At 37.7% G+C, this 16,951-nt stretch carries 13 protein-coding genes; 7 read left to right on the top strand and 6 right to left on the bottom strand.

The genetic code is table 11. The features are described from left to right. Nucleotides 1-422: 422 nt before the first annotated feature. The 3 genes from BUC21_RS06495 to BUC21_RS06485 are packed head-to-tail and all read right to left on the bottom strand — an operon-like array spanning nt 423 to nt 2,713. Nucleotides 423-941 (bottom strand): hypothetical protein, encoded by a 519-nt coding sequence (locus BUC21_RS06495; protein ID WP_073400405.1) that lies wholly within the window; start codon nt 939-941, stop codon nt 423-425. 3 nt (nt 942-944) lie between these two features. Beyond that, a complete protein-coding gene (locus BUC21_RS06490; protein ID WP_073400403.1) occupies nt 945-1,526 on the bottom strand; it encodes an RNA polymerase sigma factor in 582 nt (193 codons plus the stop codon). Further along, on the bottom strand, nt 1,523-2,713 hold the full coding sequence (locus BUC21_RS06485; RefSeq protein ID WP_073400401.1) for a hypothetical protein: 1,191 nt from the start codon (nt 2,711-2,713) through the stop codon (nt 1,523-1,525). Before BUC21_RS06485 ends, BUC21_RS06490 begins: the two co-directional genes overlap by 4 nt. Before the next feature lie 340 nt (nt 2,714-3,053). Between BUC21_RS06485 and ychF the strand changes: the two genes are divergently transcribed. From ychF to BUC21_RS06455, 6 genes are all read left to right on the top strand, one after another. Next, nucleotides 3,054-4,157 (top strand): redox-regulated ATPase YchF, encoded by a 1,104-nt coding sequence (gene ychF / locus BUC21_RS06480; protein ID WP_073400399.1) that lies wholly within the window; start codon nt 3,054-3,056, stop codon nt 4,155-4,157. Between the two features lie 138 nt (nt 4,158-4,295). Further along, nucleotides 4,296-5,207, top strand: coding sequence for a ketopantoate reductase family protein (locus BUC21_RS06475; RefSeq protein WP_073400397.1), 912 nt, complete (start codon nt 4,296-4,298; stop codon nt 5,205-5,207). 474 nt (nt 5,208-5,681) lie between these two features. Next, nucleotides 5,682-6,608, top strand: a complete 927-nt coding sequence (locus BUC21_RS06470) for a CsgG/HfaB family protein (RefSeq protein WP_073400395.1) — start codon at nt 5,682-5,684, stop codon at nt 6,606-6,608. Next, a complete protein-coding gene (locus BUC21_RS06465) occupies nt 6,608-6,946 on the top strand; it encodes a hypothetical protein (protein WP_073400393.1) in 339 nt (112 codons plus the stop codon). The genes BUC21_RS06470 and BUC21_RS06465 overlap by 1 nt, the downstream gene beginning before the upstream one ends. Then, entirely contained in the window at nt 6,943-7,296 is a 354-nt protein-coding gene (locus BUC21_RS06460) for a DUF4810 domain-containing protein (RefSeq protein ID WP_073400391.1), read from the top strand. Before BUC21_RS06465 ends, BUC21_RS06460 begins: the two co-directional genes overlap by 4 nt. Beyond that, nucleotides 7,293-7,976: a GNA1162 family protein gene (locus BUC21_RS06455; protein WP_073400389.1), complete on the top strand. Its 684-nt coding sequence runs from the start codon at nt 7,293-7,295 to the stop codon at nt 7,974-7,976. The genes BUC21_RS06460 and BUC21_RS06455 overlap by 4 nt, the downstream gene beginning before the upstream one ends. A 70-nt stretch (nt 7,977-8,046) precedes the next feature. Here BUC21_RS06455 and BUC21_RS06450 read toward each other — a convergent pair whose 3' ends face one another. The 3 genes from BUC21_RS06450 to BUC21_RS06440 all read right to left on the bottom strand — a co-directional run bounded on the left by BUC21_RS06450 (nt 8,047) and on the right by BUC21_RS06440 (nt 13,801). After that, entirely contained in the window at nt 8,047-10,116 is a 2,070-nt protein-coding gene (locus BUC21_RS06450; protein ID WP_073400387.1) for a family 20 glycosylhydrolase, read from the bottom strand. A gap of 22 nt (nt 10,117-10,138) precedes the next feature. Beyond that, entirely contained in the window at nt 10,139-12,754 is a 2,616-nt protein-coding gene (gene mutS / locus BUC21_RS06445; protein WP_217653507.1) for a DNA mismatch repair protein MutS, read from the bottom strand. A 111-nt stretch (nt 12,755-12,865) separates the two neighbouring features. Next, the gene (locus BUC21_RS06440; RefSeq protein ID WP_073400385.1) at nt 12,866-13,801 is read right to left on the bottom strand and encodes a hypothetical protein; all 936 of its coding nucleotides are present in this window, start codon (nt 13,799-13,801) and stop codon (nt 12,866-12,868) included. Nucleotides 13,802-14,153: 352 nt separating this feature from the next. Between BUC21_RS06440 and leuS the strand changes: the two genes are divergently transcribed. Then, nucleotides 14,154-16,943, top strand: coding sequence for a leucine--tRNA ligase (gene leuS, locus BUC21_RS06430; RefSeq protein ID WP_073400381.1), 2,790 nt, complete (start codon nt 14,154-14,156; stop codon nt 16,941-16,943). Nucleotides 16,944-16,951: the final 8 nt, after the last annotated feature.

Below are 16,951 nucleotides of genomic sequence, written 5' to 3'. Positions count from 1 at the left end.
ATTCAGTATTACTAACCTAAAGATTATAGAAGAAAAACGCAATCTACTTAAGTCAAAACGGATATAATACAGAATTACTATCTGAAAGATAAACACGGATGAATGATTCTTTATTCATTGAATAAATCATTCATCCGTGTTTATCTAGTTATGTAATAACTTTTAGTGGAAATTAAATCTCAAAATATAGAAAATAGCCCGATACATTATTCCATTTTACATACAATCAACTGTATACTAATTTATTACTTTCACATATACTCATCCAGCTTACTGATAATAAAAGCAATTTATCTAAAAGAACTACCTTAAAAAAGATACAGTTTCAAAGGTAAGAGCTATTATTTATAACGCACATCTCGAAAAAGAACTTTCCAGACCTTTAAAATAAGAGTAGAGAAAAGAGCACACTAACACCTTCTTTACAAAGAAACCAGCAGATGGATAGGAAAGTTCTCCTGAGCCAGACTTCTTCCCGAAGTGGCCGGACGAATACTCTTCAAGTCGGGCAATGACATTTCATTGCGCACAATCGGAGGAGTTATAGTTTGTGCCTCCATCTGACGGGCACTTACCGCCTCCCTCCTCTCCTTTCGCTGAAAGGCTTTCCGCTCAACCTGCACTTGCTGATAGATAGTGTCCGTATGCTTTTCGGTTATATACACCGTATCATTAAGTGCCAGTTTTTCATTCTTCGGAGCATCTTCAAAAGGAAAATTCCAACCAATCAATACTCCAATAAGACAAGCAGCAACAAGCCACCAGGGAGAAATAGCAACCTTTCGCGGAGTGCCTTCACGACGGTTTATTTCTTTCATCAAAGAATCGAATGAGCGTGGAGTATTTGCCGATTTATCTTTGTCATAGAGCACTTTAGATGTATCAACAATCCGCTTTACCTCGTCGGAATGTTCCAGTCTGTTCAAATCATCTTCTTTCATATTTTATGGTTTTATTGGATTATACATTGATAGAGATTGAGAAAGACTACGCAATGCATAGTGCAATCTCGACTTAACCGTTCCCTCCGGACAATCGAGTATCCGCGCAATCTCGGAAACCGACAGCTCTTCATTATACCGAAGAGTAAAGGCAGCCAACTGATCGGCAGGCAATTTTGTGAGAGAAATACTCAGCTGGTTTTCGAAAACAGCCCGATCGTACATTTTTTCAAAAGCAGGTTCCTCTGTAGAATCCGAATCATAATTCAATTCCAACTCATGGGTTTCAACTACCTCCCGGTGTCTGTATTCATTCTTACACAGATTATATGCCATTGAGAAAGCCCACGAAGAGAAAGTTCTTCCTTCTTCGTAGGCGCTTCTGCTTTCGTAAACTTTAAGAAACAATTCCTGTGTAAAGTCCTCTGCTTTAGCAATATCATATCCAAGCATACGGATAAAGAATCCTTGCATACGTTTAGCGTATCGAGTGTAGATTTCCTCGAAAGCAGTGGTATCGTTTCGGGAAACCCTCCGCATCAATTCTTCGTCCGTATCTTGTCTGTATGAGCGAAATATCCTCATTTTTCAGTTGGTTCAAGGCATTTCAGGTACTCATTTTTACTATCGCTATTATCAAAAGAATAATTATCAATAATGGCATGAAGCTGAGTTTTTAGTTTAGTATAGTTGTTTAAATCTCCTGTCACACGATAAAATTCCAGTAGTGAACGGAATCCTGTTACATAATTCAGGTTAATATGCCCCACCATGTCTTTGTAACTGTCGGGAGTAAAACCTTCTTTCAGGTAATCCAGCAAGAACACTTGTTCATAATTACGTTTAGTTACAGCCAGATTATCGTATGGTTTAGCAGAATATCTCATCAGTAATCCTTCAGAATAAAGGCTGTCTTTGAATGAATCAAGCTCCCCCCGTCCCATAGCTGAGAAATAAACCGGGCGATGCGTGTATTTAATTATATGTTTTGCAATCTCTAATGACAATTGATTATTAGCCGGATACTTTGCGTTCAGTTCTTTATCTGTTCCTGGAAAAGGAGGAACTCCCAATTCTTCGAGAACACGCTCCCGATAATTCTGCTCATACAAAAAAGGGAGACAGATTAACTTTTTATCCTTAAACAGATTCTTGCCACATTGAAGCAGCAATTTAGGATAGATTGAATTATCTCCATAAGCAAATATAATGCCATCTTTCTCCATTCCAGCCATCTCGTTATAATCATAATTCAACAATCCTGCTGAATATTCCCCGCTTTCGTACCATTTCTTGCAGGTGCTTGTAAGAAGTGTATCGTTCCTGGACAATATTGCAAAGGATACATAGTCAGGGAAAAAGCCCACTTCGTCAGGACGCATTGCAATAGCTTTAGTTATGTAAGCACTTTTCCTCAAATCGTTCCCGTTATGATAATACATCAGCACGTTATAGGTATATGAATTTGGTATTGCTTTTTTCATATCCTGCATTATCTTTTCCAGACGAGCATTGGCTGAATTATAATCTTTCATATTGGTATCGTTAAATACTTCATACCGCGTGGCCCGATAATAGTTTTCCCAGGCAACTTCATTATGTTTGTCTTTATCAAGAACCTTCTTCCACGCTTCTACCTGCTGCTTATACCACTCTACATCATGCGATTCCTTGACAAAAGAAACTACTTTCTGAGGTGTTTGAGCAAAGGAAGATTGGAATGCCATACAGGCAACAATCACAGAAATATATTTCAATTTTCTAATATTCATTTTTTCATTTCATTTTAAGTGTATACTAATCATTAGGAACGGTTCCGGAATAGTATACACGCATGCCGGGAAAACGTTCAAAGTTATTAAGAATATTTTTTCTTTGACCTATATCAAACAATAATTATGATGTACATCAAAGCACCCTTTTGATGTATATCTAAGTATACGTTTGATGTACATCAAACAAAAAAGATATAACCGGAAAATGGTAAATCTTTCTTTATATATATTATTAATATTCAAGGTAAGTGACTAATCCTTTGTATTCCACCGAATAATTTGTACTTTTGCAAGCTGAAAAAAGTTTGAATAAGAAAACAAATTAACGATATAAAGAATGGCTTTACAATGTGGTATCGTCGGCCTTCCTAACGTAGGAAAATCGACTCTTTTCAATTGCTTGTCTAACGCAAAGGCACAGTCTGCTAATTTCCCTTTTTGTACGATTGAACCTAACGTAGGTGTAATCACTGTTCCCGATGAACGTTTAAATAAACTTGCCGAGTTGGTTCATCCTAACCGCGTAGTACCTACCACAGTAGAAATTGTGGATATTGCCGGATTGGTAAAAGGTGCCAGTAAAGGTGAAGGATTAGGAAATAAGTTCCTTGCAAACATCCGCGAAACTGATGCTATTATTCACGTTCTTCGCTGTTTCGACGACGATAACGTGGTGCATGTTGACGGAAATGTAAACCCTATTCGTGACAAGGAAATCATTGATTACGAACTTCAGCTGAAAGACCTTGATACTATTGACAGCCGCATTCAAAAAGTACAGAAGCAGGCTCAGACTGGTGGCGATAAAGTTGCAAAGATGACTTATGAAGTGCTTCATAAGTACAAAGAGGCTTTGGAACAAGGCAAGTCGGCCCGTACAGTTACATTCGAAACAAAAGACGAACAGAAGATAGCAAAAGAACTATTTCTGCTTACAAGTAAGCCGGTTCTTTACGTTTGTAACGTAGACGAAGGCAGTGCTGTAAACGGAAATAAGTACGTGGAAATGGTTCGTGAGGCAATTAAAGACGAAGATGCTCAGTTACTTGTTGTAGCTGCCAAGATTGAATCGGAAATTGCTGAGTTCGAAACTTTCGAAGAACGCGAAATGTTCCTTGGCGAGATTGGATTAACAGAATCGGGTGTTGCCAGATTGATTAAATCTGCCTATAAACTATTGAATCTGGAAACTTATTTCACAGTAGGTGTACAGGAAGTTCGCGCATGGACTTACCTGAAAGGCAGCAAGGCTCCTCAATGTGCCGGAGTAATTCATACCGACTTCGAAAAAGGATTTATCCGTGCAGAGGTAATTAAATACCATGACTTCATTGAATATGGCTCGGAAGCAGCCATCAAAGAAGCCGGTAAACTAGGTGTTGAAGGAAAAGAATATGTAGTGGAAGACGGTGACATTATGCACTTCCGCTTTAACGTATAAAAAGCACAGTAAACTAAGAGGTAAATCTGTTACAGACAAAATAGATATTCCTCAAAAAATAGACTAAAACAAAAGTATTGGGGATTAAAATTGCATAAGCAGCATTTTCATCCCCTTCTTTTATTCATAAAAAATAAAATGGCGACAAAGTATCTGATTATTGGAACGGGCGGCGTAGGAGGAAGTATTGCCGGATTCCTTGCCCTTGCAGGCCACAATGTGACTTGTATTGCCCGCGGAGCTCACTTAAAAGCTATGCAGGAGAATGGCCTGAAGTTGAAATCCGGACTGAAAGGTGATCATACCGTTCATGTTAACGCATGCCTTTCTGAGGAGTATAACGACAAAGCTGACGTGATTTTTGTTTGTGTAAAGGGATATTCAATTGATTCCATCACCGAGCTGATTGAACGTGCTTCACACAAAGACACCATCGTAATACCGATTCTCAATGTATACGGCACAGGACCAAAGATTAAACGCAAGGTCGAAAACGTGACGGTTCTCGACGGATGCATCTACATTGTAGGATTCGTTTCCGCTCCCGGCGAGATTACTCAGATGGGAACCATCTTCCGCCTGGTATTTGGTGCCCGCAAGGAAGACAATGTAGCTTATGAAAGATTGTTGGCAGTGCAGAAAGATCTTCAGGAAAGCGGCATAAAAGCTCCTATTTCAGAGGATATAAACCGCGATACTTTCGTGAAATGGTCGTTCATTTCCGCCATGGCTTGCACCGGTGCATACTATGATGTTCCAATGGGAGAGCTGCAAAAAGAGGGAACCAAAAGAGATACCTTCGTTGGTCTGTCACGTGAAAGCGCAGCCATAGGTAAAGCACTTGGCATAACATTCGTGGAAGATCCAGTAACCTACAATCTCAAAGTTCTTGATAAGCTTGATCCCGCCAGTACAGCATCCATGCAAAAAGACATAAGCAAAGGTCACGAATCGGAAGTAGACGGTCTGCTTTTCAGCTTCATAGCTAAAGGAGAAGAACTTGGAATTGATATGCCTACTTACAGACTGGTTGCTGAAAAGTTTAGATAGTCATAAAAACTCAATAACATTCTAATTTATTTAATGTCCGAAAAAGAAATTCAATCTTTTTCGGGCATTTTTCTGTTTAGTCTCCCCTACTTATCCGCTTTCCAAAAGTCAATACAACATTTCCGTAAACCAAAATCATTTACTATTCAAGCTTTATGATGCTAAAAAGGTGAGGGATAAACCCAAAATAGTGAGGGATAAAAAGCATCCCTCACCCGTCAAAACTCTTTATTATAGGGCTTTTCAGATGATTTTAGTGAGGGATGAGGGATGATTTAAAAAAACATTCTATATGTGTTGATTAATATCATGTAATGCCCATGCGGCATATATAAAAATTATTCACTTATCACTTCCCTCTGCAACAAAACAAAATAAATATACTAAAAATGGTATTATTTCAGAAAAATACATACTTTTGTTATAAGTAAGGCTATGACTTACTAAAACATAAATGTATTAAAAAAAAATATCATGAGAAAAATCATCTATTTGGTTCTGTTACTTATTTGCTCGCAGACAGAAATTTACGCGCAAAATAAAGTAACTGTGGTTGAACCCGAATCATCTGTAAAACAAATTGGTAAGTCACTAAAAAGGAAAGTAGCTATTTCTCGTTTCTCTAACGAAACACAGTATGCCAAAGGACTCTTTTACGACAAAGACAATGATCCGATGGGTAAACAAGCGTTAGACATTTTATCAGCAAAGTTGGCTGCTTCAGACAAATTCATTTTACTTGAGCGCAATGATCTTAACCAACTACTGAGTGAATCATCAAAATCCGGAAACTCTTATCAAAATGTTGGAGCAGATTATCTTATTATTGGTTCCATTACTGAGTTTGGCCGCAAAAATGTGGGTGATGTAAAAGTGTTTTCAACATCAAAAACTCAGATTGTGGAAGCTGCAGTAAGCGTACGTCTGGTAGATGTTTCCACAGGATTGATTATCTATTCTGAAGAAGCCAAAGGAACTGCCGAACAAAAAACCAAACAAACCATGGGAGTGGGAGGTAGAGCCGATTATGATGCTACTTTAAGTGATAAAGCTATTTCAATGGCAATCTCTAAACTGGTTGAAAATATCATTAATAACTGCATGGACAGACCATGGAAGTCTTATTTCCTTGCTTACGATAACGATGCAATTCTTATCTCGGGCGGAAAAAGCCAGGGATTAGCTGTTGGAGACAAGTTTATAGTAAAGGAAAAAGGAAAAACAGTTAAGAATCCACAGACAGGATTGAACGTAGAACTTCCCGGAAAGAAGGTAGGTGAAATTTCTATTGCCATGGTTGGTGGAGATACTCCCCAATCAGAATACTCTATAGTAAACTTTACCGAAGGGGAAATTGATAAAACAAATCTAGCAAACTATTACATTGAGGAGATAAAATAATGAAAACAAAACATATTGCTCTGCTATTAGTGTGCATTTGTGCACTTTTTACAAGCTGTAAAGTAGGAAACTACAGTCAGGAAAGAGGATTACCCGACCAGGCTTATCTTTATTTCGTTGCAAATGAGAATTATGATGGCGAAGTTCAGGTATCTGTTGATAATAATACCTCGTTTAACGCAAAAGTTATTAAAGAGAAAAAAGGAACAATCAAGAGAGATATATATGCCATTGCTAAGGGAAAAAGAAACCTTAAGGTGTATTACAATGGAAATGTAATTTATGAAAAAGTAATATTCGTATCTGCTCAGGAAACTAAAAAAATACAATTACCATGAAAATAAAACTGATTTGTGTGGCTTGCTTTGCCCTGTTTTTAAGTTCTTGTACAACTCAGCAAAGCGCGCTTTACTCGTGGAAAAACTACGAAAAAACATCATATAACTACTACAAAAAACAAACACCGGAAAGCACAGAAGCTTTATTAAATACCTATGCAATATTAATTGCAAAACAAGATCAGGGAACCCGTAAGGTAGTGCCTCCGGGAACTTATGCCGAATATGGTTTTCTCCTTGCTCAAACAGGGAAAAAAGAAGAAGGTATTTCCATGATGAAAAAGGAAATCGAGGTATATCCTGAATCTAAAGTATTTATTGAAAGAATCATTAAAATGTTGGAAAAATGAGAAAAATAATATATCTAAGTCTGGTTGTTCTGCTACTTACCTCGTGCGGAGAAACAAAAAACTTTACCCGTGGAGAGAATTATCCTAAAATGTATGAAGCAAAACCTACAAGTATTCTTATTATGCCTCCAATAAACAAGACTGTTAATGTGGAAGCCAAAGAGTACTTTTACACATCATTGGCTATTCCTTTGTGTGAAAAAGGGTATTATGTAATCTCTCCTTTCCTTTCAATGGAAACATTAAAAAGCGAAAGTGCCTATGATTCGGAAATGTTTATAAATGGCGATTTAAAAAAGTTTCATGAAGTTTTCGGAGCAGACGCAGCTCTCTTTACAACCATTAACCGATGGCAGAAATCTACCTTAGGAAACACAATCACGGTAGAGATTGAATATCTGCTTAAATCGACAACAAGCAATGATATACTCTTTAACAGAAAAGGTACATTAACGGTAGATTTAAGTATTAATTCCGGCAGCGGTGGTCTTTTGGGCGCTTTGGTAGACATGGCAGCATCAGCCATAGCAACAGCATCAACCGATAAAGTTGTAGCGGCAAGGAGTTGTAATACGTTCTCTCTATTCGACTTACCTGATGGTAAGTATAGAAGTACCTTCGATACAGATCAGGCTACTCCTGCAGGCGGTTTAGAATTTAGAGCAACAGTTAAGAAATAACATATAAAGGGGTTTTCAAACGCATTTGAAAACCCCTTTATCATTGTATCTATATATACCGAATCACTACTTATTTAAGAAATCTGGCAGGATTATAAAGAAGGTTTAAGTATTTCTCTTGTTTCACCGTCAGATTTTTCATTTCACCTTTAAATCCGGTTGTTTTATCACCAATAAATTGCAAAGGAAAGAATGATGTAAACTGGTAATACATTTTACTAGAGCCACCATTTAACTTAGCACATTCACGTTCCTTAGGCATAAGTTCCTCAACTTGTTTTCCATTGATATAGAGCTTCATTCCATTTACAGTACCATCAATACGCAAATTAACCCATTCGTTGGCTGGAATTACTGTATCGAAGTTGAAAGTATATCCCTCACGTGAAAAAGCTATCTTGCCTGTTCCATTCCAATTAGCATATACTTTGACATAATCATTCCCGAAAAGAACAACATCCTTATTATTGTTTGAAGAAAGATTTAAATCGAACTGAACAGAATATGGGTAACCTACTTCGTAAACCTGTGTTTCTATAACATTATCCTTGCGTTTCTTTACATTAAATTCGTTTCCGGAAAGATCTTTTGCCTTCGGCTTTACTAAATCATACTTTAAAACAACGTCCGTTTTACCATTTACTCGTCCGGAAAGATTCAGTCCCGGCGCTTCAATCATACCTTTACACAGCTTATTAAAAGCAGCATAATCGGCAGGTTTGCCGGCATCATTCCACATTTTCTGAGCAAGTGTCTGCAAAGCTGGCATGGTGCGCAAATGAACATCTTTCTGAGAAATTCCGTTTCCACAGTGATCATTCCAAACGGCAAACATAGCTCCGCTTAGTCCTGGTTCATCTTTTGTCAAAGTTATATCACTGCTAAGCTTAGTTACGCTCCAGTTATTATAAATCCATTCCGTATTCAGAAAATCCTGATAGTATCCGGCACCGGGAACAATATATAGAAAACCATCGCAAGTATTAATCAATTCATAGCCATCCTTCAGCGACTGAACAGGGTCTACCCAATCTGCCGACCATGCATTTACAATAACGCCTTTGGATTTAACGGGAGTTTTACCAGCAAGCCACTTTAAACCGCCCCACATACGAGGATTCTTATGATATGACTCAACAAATTTGAGATATCTGTCAGTGAAATAACGATATTTTTCAGCCTCTTTTTTATTATATTCATCTGTACCGATATGCACATCTTTGCCAATAAAAACAGGATTATCGCCTCCAATATATTCGTCAAGCAAGGCATCTACAAATTTATAGGTTTCGGGATTATAAAGATCCAGATGATCCATTCCATACTCCTTACTTCCTATCTCTGGCTTGAACTGAGAAAACGCCAGAGAATGAGCAGGAATATCTATTTCGGGGATAATATTAACTCCAAAATACTGGGCTTCTTGCTGCAAATCTCTGAATTCATTCTTGGTATAAGACCCATCTTTCGCTGTCAGACCAGGAAACTTGGTACTTTCAAGACGAAAAGCTGAATAGGTTTTGCTCCAGTCGTTATCGAAAAACTCCACAAAACCATTGTCATTCAGGTGAATCTGAAATTCGTTCATCTTGTAGAAAGAAAGAATACGCACGTAATCTTTCAAGTATTGATGAGGGAAAAACTTACGTCCACAATCAAGCATAAATCCTCTTCTCGCATAATCAGGATAGTCTCGTATCTCACCTTTCGGAAAATCGGTTCCACCAGACACAATCATCTGAAGAAGAGTTCGGGTTGCCCAGAATGCTCCTGTTTTTGTAGGAGCTTCCACACGGACATAATCGCCAATATTAATCTGATATCCCTCCTCTCCCAGCGATTTTTGGCTGAAATTCAGTGTGAAATAAATATCACCTTTGGATGGTTTACCATACTTAACCTCGTACTTCATGCCGGACATTTCCAGCAAATCACTTTTAAACTGTTCTACTCCGGCAACAAGTTTTGATCTGTATTCCGGAGGAATCACTAACTTTCCTTTCTTTTTCAAAGACAGTTTGCCGTTTCCACCCTTCCACTCCTTCAAAGAAGGAATAACCTGCGGACAAGGTTCCTGGGCACTGGCTGAAAAAAAGAAAATAATAAGTAATAACAATGACAATAAAATGCCTTTTCTCATAGTATATGTTTGGTTGATTAAATTATTTACCCTTCAGGATTTTCTTTATATCGTTCAGTTTATTTAAGGCTTCGAGAGGTGTAAGATTGTTAACATCAAGATTCAGGATTTCGTCTCTAATCTGGCAAAGGATAGGATCGTCCAATTGGAAGAAGCTGAGCTGCATTCCTTCCCTGTTCTCCCCTACTTCCGACAAATGTTTGTTTGAAATTCCTTTTTTACGGTGGTCGGATTCAAGCTTATGCAGAATGTCATTGGAACGATTAACGATGCTTTTTGGCATACCCGCCATCTTTGCTACATGAATACCAAAAGAGTGTTCACTCCCACCCCGTTCGAGCTTACGAAGAAAGATTACTTTATTGTCGACTTCCTTCACAGAAACATTGTAATTCTTAATTCGCTTGAAGGACTTTTCCATTTCATTCAACTCATGATAATGGGTAGCAAACAATGTTCTTGCTCTTGCTTTGGGATGTTCGTGTATATATTCCACAATTGCCCAGGCAATAGAAATACCATCATAGGTAGAAGTTCCACGTCCAAGCTCGTCGAATAATACAAGACTGCGGGGAGAAACATTATTCAATATATCGGCAGCCTCATTCATTTCTACCATGAAAGTAGACTCTCCTACCGAAATGTTATCGCTTGCTCCCACACGGGTAAAGATTTTATCTACAATACCGATGTGTGCACTCTCGGCAGGTACAAAACTACCAATCTGAGCCATTAAAGTAATCAAGGCTGTTTGGCGTAGCAATGCCGATTTACCGGCCATATTCGGACCAGTAATTATAATAATTTGCTGATGTTCCGTATCTATTGTCACATCATTGGCTATGTATTGCTCACCAAGCGGAAGTTGCTTCTCGATAACCGGATGCCTTCCCTGCTTAATTTCCAGTACATCATCATCAGAAATTACGGGACGAATGTATTTATTCTGTGCAGCACCGTTGGCAAATGAAAGAAGACAGTCTATACGTGCTATCTGATTGGCGTTAATCTGTATAGCCGGAATATATTCTGTCAGAGCAAGAACCAGTTCATTATATATTTTTGTTTCAAGAATAAGAATCTTATCTTCGGCTCCCAGAATTTTCTCTTCATATTCTTTAAGCTCCTGAGTAATGTAACGCTCGGCATTGACCAGTGTTTGCTTGCGAATCCATTCCTGTGGTACTTTATCCTTGTGAGTATTTCTCACTTCAATAAAATAACCAAAAACGTTATTATAAGCAATCTTCAGACTAGGAATACCCGTAATTTCGCTCTCGCGTTGCTGAATCTGCAATAAGTAGTCTTTTCCAGAATAAGCAATCTTACGCAATTCATCCAAATCGGAATCTACGCCATTCTTAATAACACCGCCTTTATTTATTAACAGCGGAGGATCGTTATTTACCTCTTTTTCTATTTTATCTCTGATAGAAAGACAGAGATTCAGCTGGTCTCCTATCCTATTCAGACTTGGATTATCGGCTTTCAGACAAGCTTCTTTTATTGGTTCGATGGCTTGTAAAGCCACTTTAAGCTGAACAACCTCACGGGGAGAAACGCGCCCAACAGCAACTTTAGAGATAATTCGCTCCAAGTCTCCTATCAGATGCAATTGTTCTTCAATAAGTTCTTTGAATTCCGGCTCGCGAAAGAAATATTCAACAACATTGAGTCGGTCGTTGATTGGCTTTTCATCCTTTAACGGGAATACCATCCAACGCTTTAGCATTCGAGCTCCCATCGGACTTATTGTTTTATCGATAACATCCAACAGGCTTTTCCCGCCATCGTTCATGCTTGAAATAATCTCCAGACTACGAACCGTATATTTATCTAATCGGACAAAACGATCTTCTTCAATTCTTGAAAGCGAAGTTATATGCCCTATTTGTGTGTGTTGAGTGATATCAAGATACTGAAGGATTGCCCCGGAAGCAATGATTCCGAATTTTAAATGTTCCACTCCAAAGCCTTTCAAGCTACTTGTTTCAAAGTGTTTCAGTAGTCTTTCGCGGGCACTAGATTCAGTAAATACCCAATCTTCGAGTTCGAAAGTAAAGAACTTATTTCCGAAATTACCTTCAAACATCCCCTTCTTGCTCCGTTCGTAAAGTACTTCCTTAGGAGCAAAATTATTAAGAAGTTTATCTATATAATCAAATGGGCCTTCGGCAGTAAGGAATTCCCCTGTTGATATATCCAGAAAAGCTATACCACACTCATTCTTTCCAAAATGAACAGCTGCCAGGAAGTTATTTTCCTTGTAATTGAGAATATTATCATTGATGGAAACACCAGGAGTAACTAGTTCGGTAATGCCGCGCTTTACCAGTTTCTTGGTAGTTTTAGGATCTTCTAACTGGTCACAAATAGCAACTCTCTTGCCCGCTCTGATTAATTTTGGTAAATAAGTATCAAGTGCATGATGCGGAAAACCTGCCATCTCTATTGTTTTCCCCTGTCCGTTAGCTCTTTTAGTCAAGGTAATTCCCAATATCTCAGCAGCAATTACTGCATCATCTGAATAAGTTTCATAAAAGTCTCCACAACGAAAAAGCATCACAGCATCGGGGTGCTTTGCTTTCAGGTCAAGAAACTGCTTCATCATTGGGGTAAGAACTATATCATTTGCCACGGTTATTTCCTCTTATTTTAGTGAATAATAAGCGCAAATATAGTTCTTTTTGAGAAGAAAAGCAGGTCGAAAAAGTGTAAAGTTATATAATAATTAACGATTAAATATCCATCAACAGCACTCGGAAGTTGCATCTATCCCTTTTTCTTTGAATATTGTAACAATTTCTTTGATTTCTCTTTTAGGAAGCATATCTAAAGGGAACTGATAATATTTATAGTTTTTATCCAGGATCTCAATATAAAGAAAAGCTCCTTTTCCTAAACTGGAACCAAATGCTATTTTCTTTATATCATCATACTTAAATTTTTTACTTTTTCTTTTGAGCAAGTTTTTTATTTTAAACGATTCATCTTTCATTTTAATGTAGTACATCCTCTCCCAGTAAGTATAAATTAAATACAACAAAAGAGGTAATAAACAAAGTAGTAAATGAATTACTTGATTGTCGGGACTAATAATAAACCTATAGGTTATAAAAGCCATTATCAAAATCAATGTCAAAGCAGGCAATATTATAGCAAAAACAGCTTGCATACCTGATTTCTGATATGTAGTTACCTTAATTTTTGTATCCTTAGAGTCGACTGGTTTATAATTGAGAAATGGTATATTGTTATCTTGCAAATAAGTGAGAATAATCTTAATATCGTGAAATCCAAATAAAGAAAATGCTTTACATTCGCCGGACTTAGTATGAAATATCATAACTGTTGGTCCGCTAATTCCTAAATATTTGCCTCTTCCTTTAGGAACAGAATAATAGTAATCTCTCATAAATTCGAACCCTTTAAGCGAATTTAGCTCAATCTCAGCTTTTGGAAAAGCAAAAAGATTGTATATAACAATCTTGTCATCCTTTAAACACACCTTCCCGATACCTTTGGAAAAGGCATAAAATATCAAAGGAAACAACAAGAAAAAATATAGATAAACCATAATTAGAAGTTCTTCTATAATCGCAAAAAGAAGAACAAAAGATAATAGAAGTACGACTACCCAGAATAGCCTGTATTTCTTACCAAGATAAAGGGTTATTGTTTTCATAATATCAAGGCATTAGGATTATCACAAATATACAATTTCTCTTCATATTTATAACAATTTTCGAAACAATTTGATTGGTTAAAAATATCTTGTACAAAAGATTGTTTTCTTTTGTACAGAAGAATTAAATGTTTTGTACAGAAGAATGCATTCTTTTGTACAAGGAAATAATAACTATTCAAATTAGATTTTAAAAACATAATGGATAAACTTGAAATATGCGAGGATAAACAATTAAAATCGTCAAGAAATTGCTGAAAGAAACACCCAAATAAGCTTATCTTTCATTATCTTTGCCGTCTATATTATGACTTACGAATTAATTAATACAACAAGATAAAAATATATCGCTATGGAGTATAATTTCAGGGAGATAGAGAAAAAATGGCAGGAAAGATGGGTTGAAAATAAAACCTATCAGGTAACGGAAGACGAATCCAGGAAAAAATTTTATGTATTAAACATGTTTCCTTACCCATCGGGTGCGGGACTTCACGTAGGTCACCCTCTGGGATATATCGCTTCTGATATTTATGCCCGTTATAAACGTCTGCAAGGCTTTAATGTACTTAACCCAATGGGGTATGACGCTTATGGTTTGCCTGCAGAACAATATGCTATCCAAACCGGTCAGCACCCTGCAATAACTACCGTAAACAACATTAATCGCTACCGCGAACAATTAGATAAAATAGGATTTTCATTCGACTGGAGTAGGGAAGTACGCACCTGCGAACCCGATTATTACAAGTGGACTCAGTGGGCTTTCCAGCAAATGTTCAAGCATTATTATGATAATGATGCCAAGAAAGCTACTCCAATTGCCGATCTTATCAAAAGATTCGAGACTAAAGGAACTGAAGGACTTAACGCTGCATGTGGAGAAGAACTTTCATTTACGGCTGAAGAATGGAAAGCTAAAAGTGATAAAGAACAACAAACAATCTTATTGAACTATCGTATTGCTTACCTTGGCGATACAATGGTTAACTGGTGTCCTGCACTTGGAACCGTATTAGCCAACGATGAAGTGGTTGATGGTGTTTCTGAGCGTGGCGGTCACCCGGTAATACAGAAAGTAATGCGCCAGTGGTGCTTGCGTGTATCTGCGTATGCACAACGTTTACTTGACGGACTGGAAACTTTAAACTGGACAGATTCTTTGAAAGAGACTCAAAAGAACTGGATTGGTAGGAGTGAGGGTGCTGAAATGAAATTCAGCGTGAAGGATTCCGATTTGGAATTTACCATCTTTACCACTCGTGCAGATACTGTTTTCGGTGTTACCTTCATGGTATTGGCTCCTGAAAGCGAACTGGTTGCTCAGTTGACTACTGCCGAACAAAAAGCAGAAGTTCAGGCTTACCTTGACGCTACAAAGAAAAGAACCGAACGCGAACGTATTGCCGACCGCAGAGTAACCGGTGTATTCTCCGGTTCATACGCTATTAATCCGTTAACCAGAGAAGCAATTCCTGTTTGGATTAGCGATTATGTATTGGCGGGATACGGAACAGGTGCCATCATGGCTGTGCCTGCTCACGATAGCCGTGACTATGCATTTGCTAAACACTTCGGACTTGAAATTCGTCCGTTGATTGAAGGTTGTGATGTTTCGGAAGAAAGTTTCGATGCCAAAGAAGGAATCATGATGAATTCACCTCTTCCAGAACATGCTACTGAAGGAGGATTGGTATTGAATGGCCTTACCATCAAAGAAGCAATTGCAAAGACTAAAGTTTATATCAAAGAAAACAATCTTGGAAAAGTAAAAGTTAACTATCGCCTTCGCGATGCAATTTTCTCTCGTCAGCGTTATTGGGGTGAACCATTCCCTGTATATTACAAAAACGGAATGCCTTATATGCTTGAGGAAAGCAAACTTCCGCTGGAACTTCCTGAAGTAGATAAATTCCTTCCAACTGAAACCGGAGAACCACCGCTTGGCCGTGCTAAAAACTGGAAAACAGAAGAAGGATATCAGCTTGAATTAAATACTATGCCTGGTTTTGCTGGTTCAAGTGCTTACTATTTGCGCTATATGGATCCGCATAACACTGAAGCTTTGGTTTCTACAAAAGCAAATGCTTACTGGCAAAATGTGGACCTTTACGTAGGTGGAACAGAACATGCTACAGGTCACTTAATCTATTCTCGCTTCTGGAACAAATTCCTTCACGATATTGGTGTATCAATCAAAGAAGAGCCATTCCAGAAATTGATTAATCAGGGAATGATTCAGGGAAGAAGTAACTTTGTTTACAGAATAAAAGATACCAATACTTTCGTTTCACTGAACCTGAAAGACCAGTATGATGTAACTCCTCTGCACGTGGATGTGAACATTGTATCTAATGATATACTTGACCAGGAAGCTTTCAAGAACTGGCATCCCGAATATAAAACAGCAGAATTTATTCTTGAAGACGGAAAATATATCTGTGGCTGGGCTGTTGAAAAGATGAGTAAATCTATGTTCAACGTGGTTAATCCGGATATGATTGTTGAAAAGTACGGTGCCGATACATTGAGAATGTACGAAATGTTCCTCGGTCCTGTAGAACAATCTAAGCCATGGGATACTAATGGTATTGATGGCGTTCATCGTTTTATCCGTAAATTCTGGGCATTATTCTATAATAAAGCAGGAGAATATATTGTTAAAGATGAAGCTGCTACTAAAGAGGAATTAAAATCTCTTCATAAGTTGATTAAGAAAGTATCGGGCGATATTGAACAATTCTCTTATAACACTTCTGTAAGTGCGTTCATGATTTGTGTAAACGAACTTTCATCATTGAAATGTAACAAGAAAGAGATATTAAGCAACTTAGTTGTTCTTCTGGCTCCATTCGCTCCACACATAAGTGAAGAACTTTGGGAGACTTTAGGAAACGCAACTTCTGTATGCGATGCTCAATGGCCTGAATATAATGAAGATTACCTCAAAGAAGATGTAGTAAACTATACTATTTCTTTCAACGGTAAAGCTCGTTTCAATATGGAGTTTGCTGCCGATGCAGATAATAACACCATTCAGGAAACAGTTTTAGCATCAGAAGGTGCCATTAAATGGATTGAAGGTAAACCTATCAAGAAAGTTATTATTGTTCCTAAGAAGATTGTTAATATTGTAGTTTAATATAGCTT

This window comes from Bacteroides luti (assembly GCF_900128905.1).
GTDB classification, from domain to species: domain Bacteria; phylum Bacteroidota; class Bacteroidia; order Bacteroidales; family Bacteroidaceae; genus Bacteroides; species Bacteroides luti.
The sequence above is the reverse complement of the archived record's forward strand: the minus strand, read 5'-3'. Positions and strand labels throughout refer to the sequence as shown.

Excerpts from the sequence above, each read along its gene's own strand:
- BUC21_RS06465 (WP_073400393.1), top strand. The coding sequence starts at position 6,608 with ATGAAAACAAAACATATTGCTCTGCTATTAGTGTGCATTTGTGCACTT.
- BUC21_RS06490 (WP_073400403.1), bottom strand. The coding sequence starts at position 1,526 with ATGAGGATATTTCGCTCATACAGACAAGATACGGACGAAGAATTGATG.
- BUC21_RS06440 (WP_073400385.1), bottom strand. The coding sequence starts at position 13,801 with ATGAAAACAATAACCCTTTATCTTGGTAAGAAATACAGGCTATTCTGG.
- BUC21_RS06450 (WP_073400387.1), bottom strand. The coding sequence starts at position 10,116 with ATGAGAAAAGGCATTTTATTGTCATTGTTATTACTTATTATTTTCTTT.
- BUC21_RS06460 (WP_073400391.1), top strand. The coding sequence starts at position 6,943 with ATGAAAATAAAACTGATTTGTGTGGCTTGCTTTGCCCTGTTTTTAAGT.
- leuS (WP_073400381.1), top strand. The coding sequence starts at position 14,154 with ATGGAGTATAATTTCAGGGAGATAGAGAAAAAATGGCAGGAAAGATGG.
- BUC21_RS06455 (WP_073400389.1), top strand. The coding sequence starts at position 7,293 with ATGAGAAAAATAATATATCTAAGTCTGGTTGTTCTGCTACTTACCTCG.
- ychF (WP_073400399.1), top strand. The coding sequence starts at position 3,054 with ATGGCTTTACAATGTGGTATCGTCGGCCTTCCTAACGTAGGAAAATCG.
- BUC21_RS06470 (WP_073400395.1), top strand. The coding sequence starts at position 5,682 with ATGAGAAAAATCATCTATTTGGTTCTGTTACTTATTTGCTCGCAGACA.
- BUC21_RS06495 (WP_073400405.1), bottom strand. The coding sequence starts at position 941 with ATGAAAGAAGATGATTTGAACAGACTGGAACATTCCGACGAGGTAAAG.
- BUC21_RS06485 (WP_073400401.1), bottom strand. The coding sequence starts at position 2,713 with ATGAATATTAGAAAATTGAAATATATTTCTGTGATTGTTGCCTGTATG.
- BUC21_RS06475 (WP_073400397.1), top strand. The coding sequence starts at position 4,296 with ATGGCGACAAAGTATCTGATTATTGGAACGGGCGGCGTAGGAGGAAGT.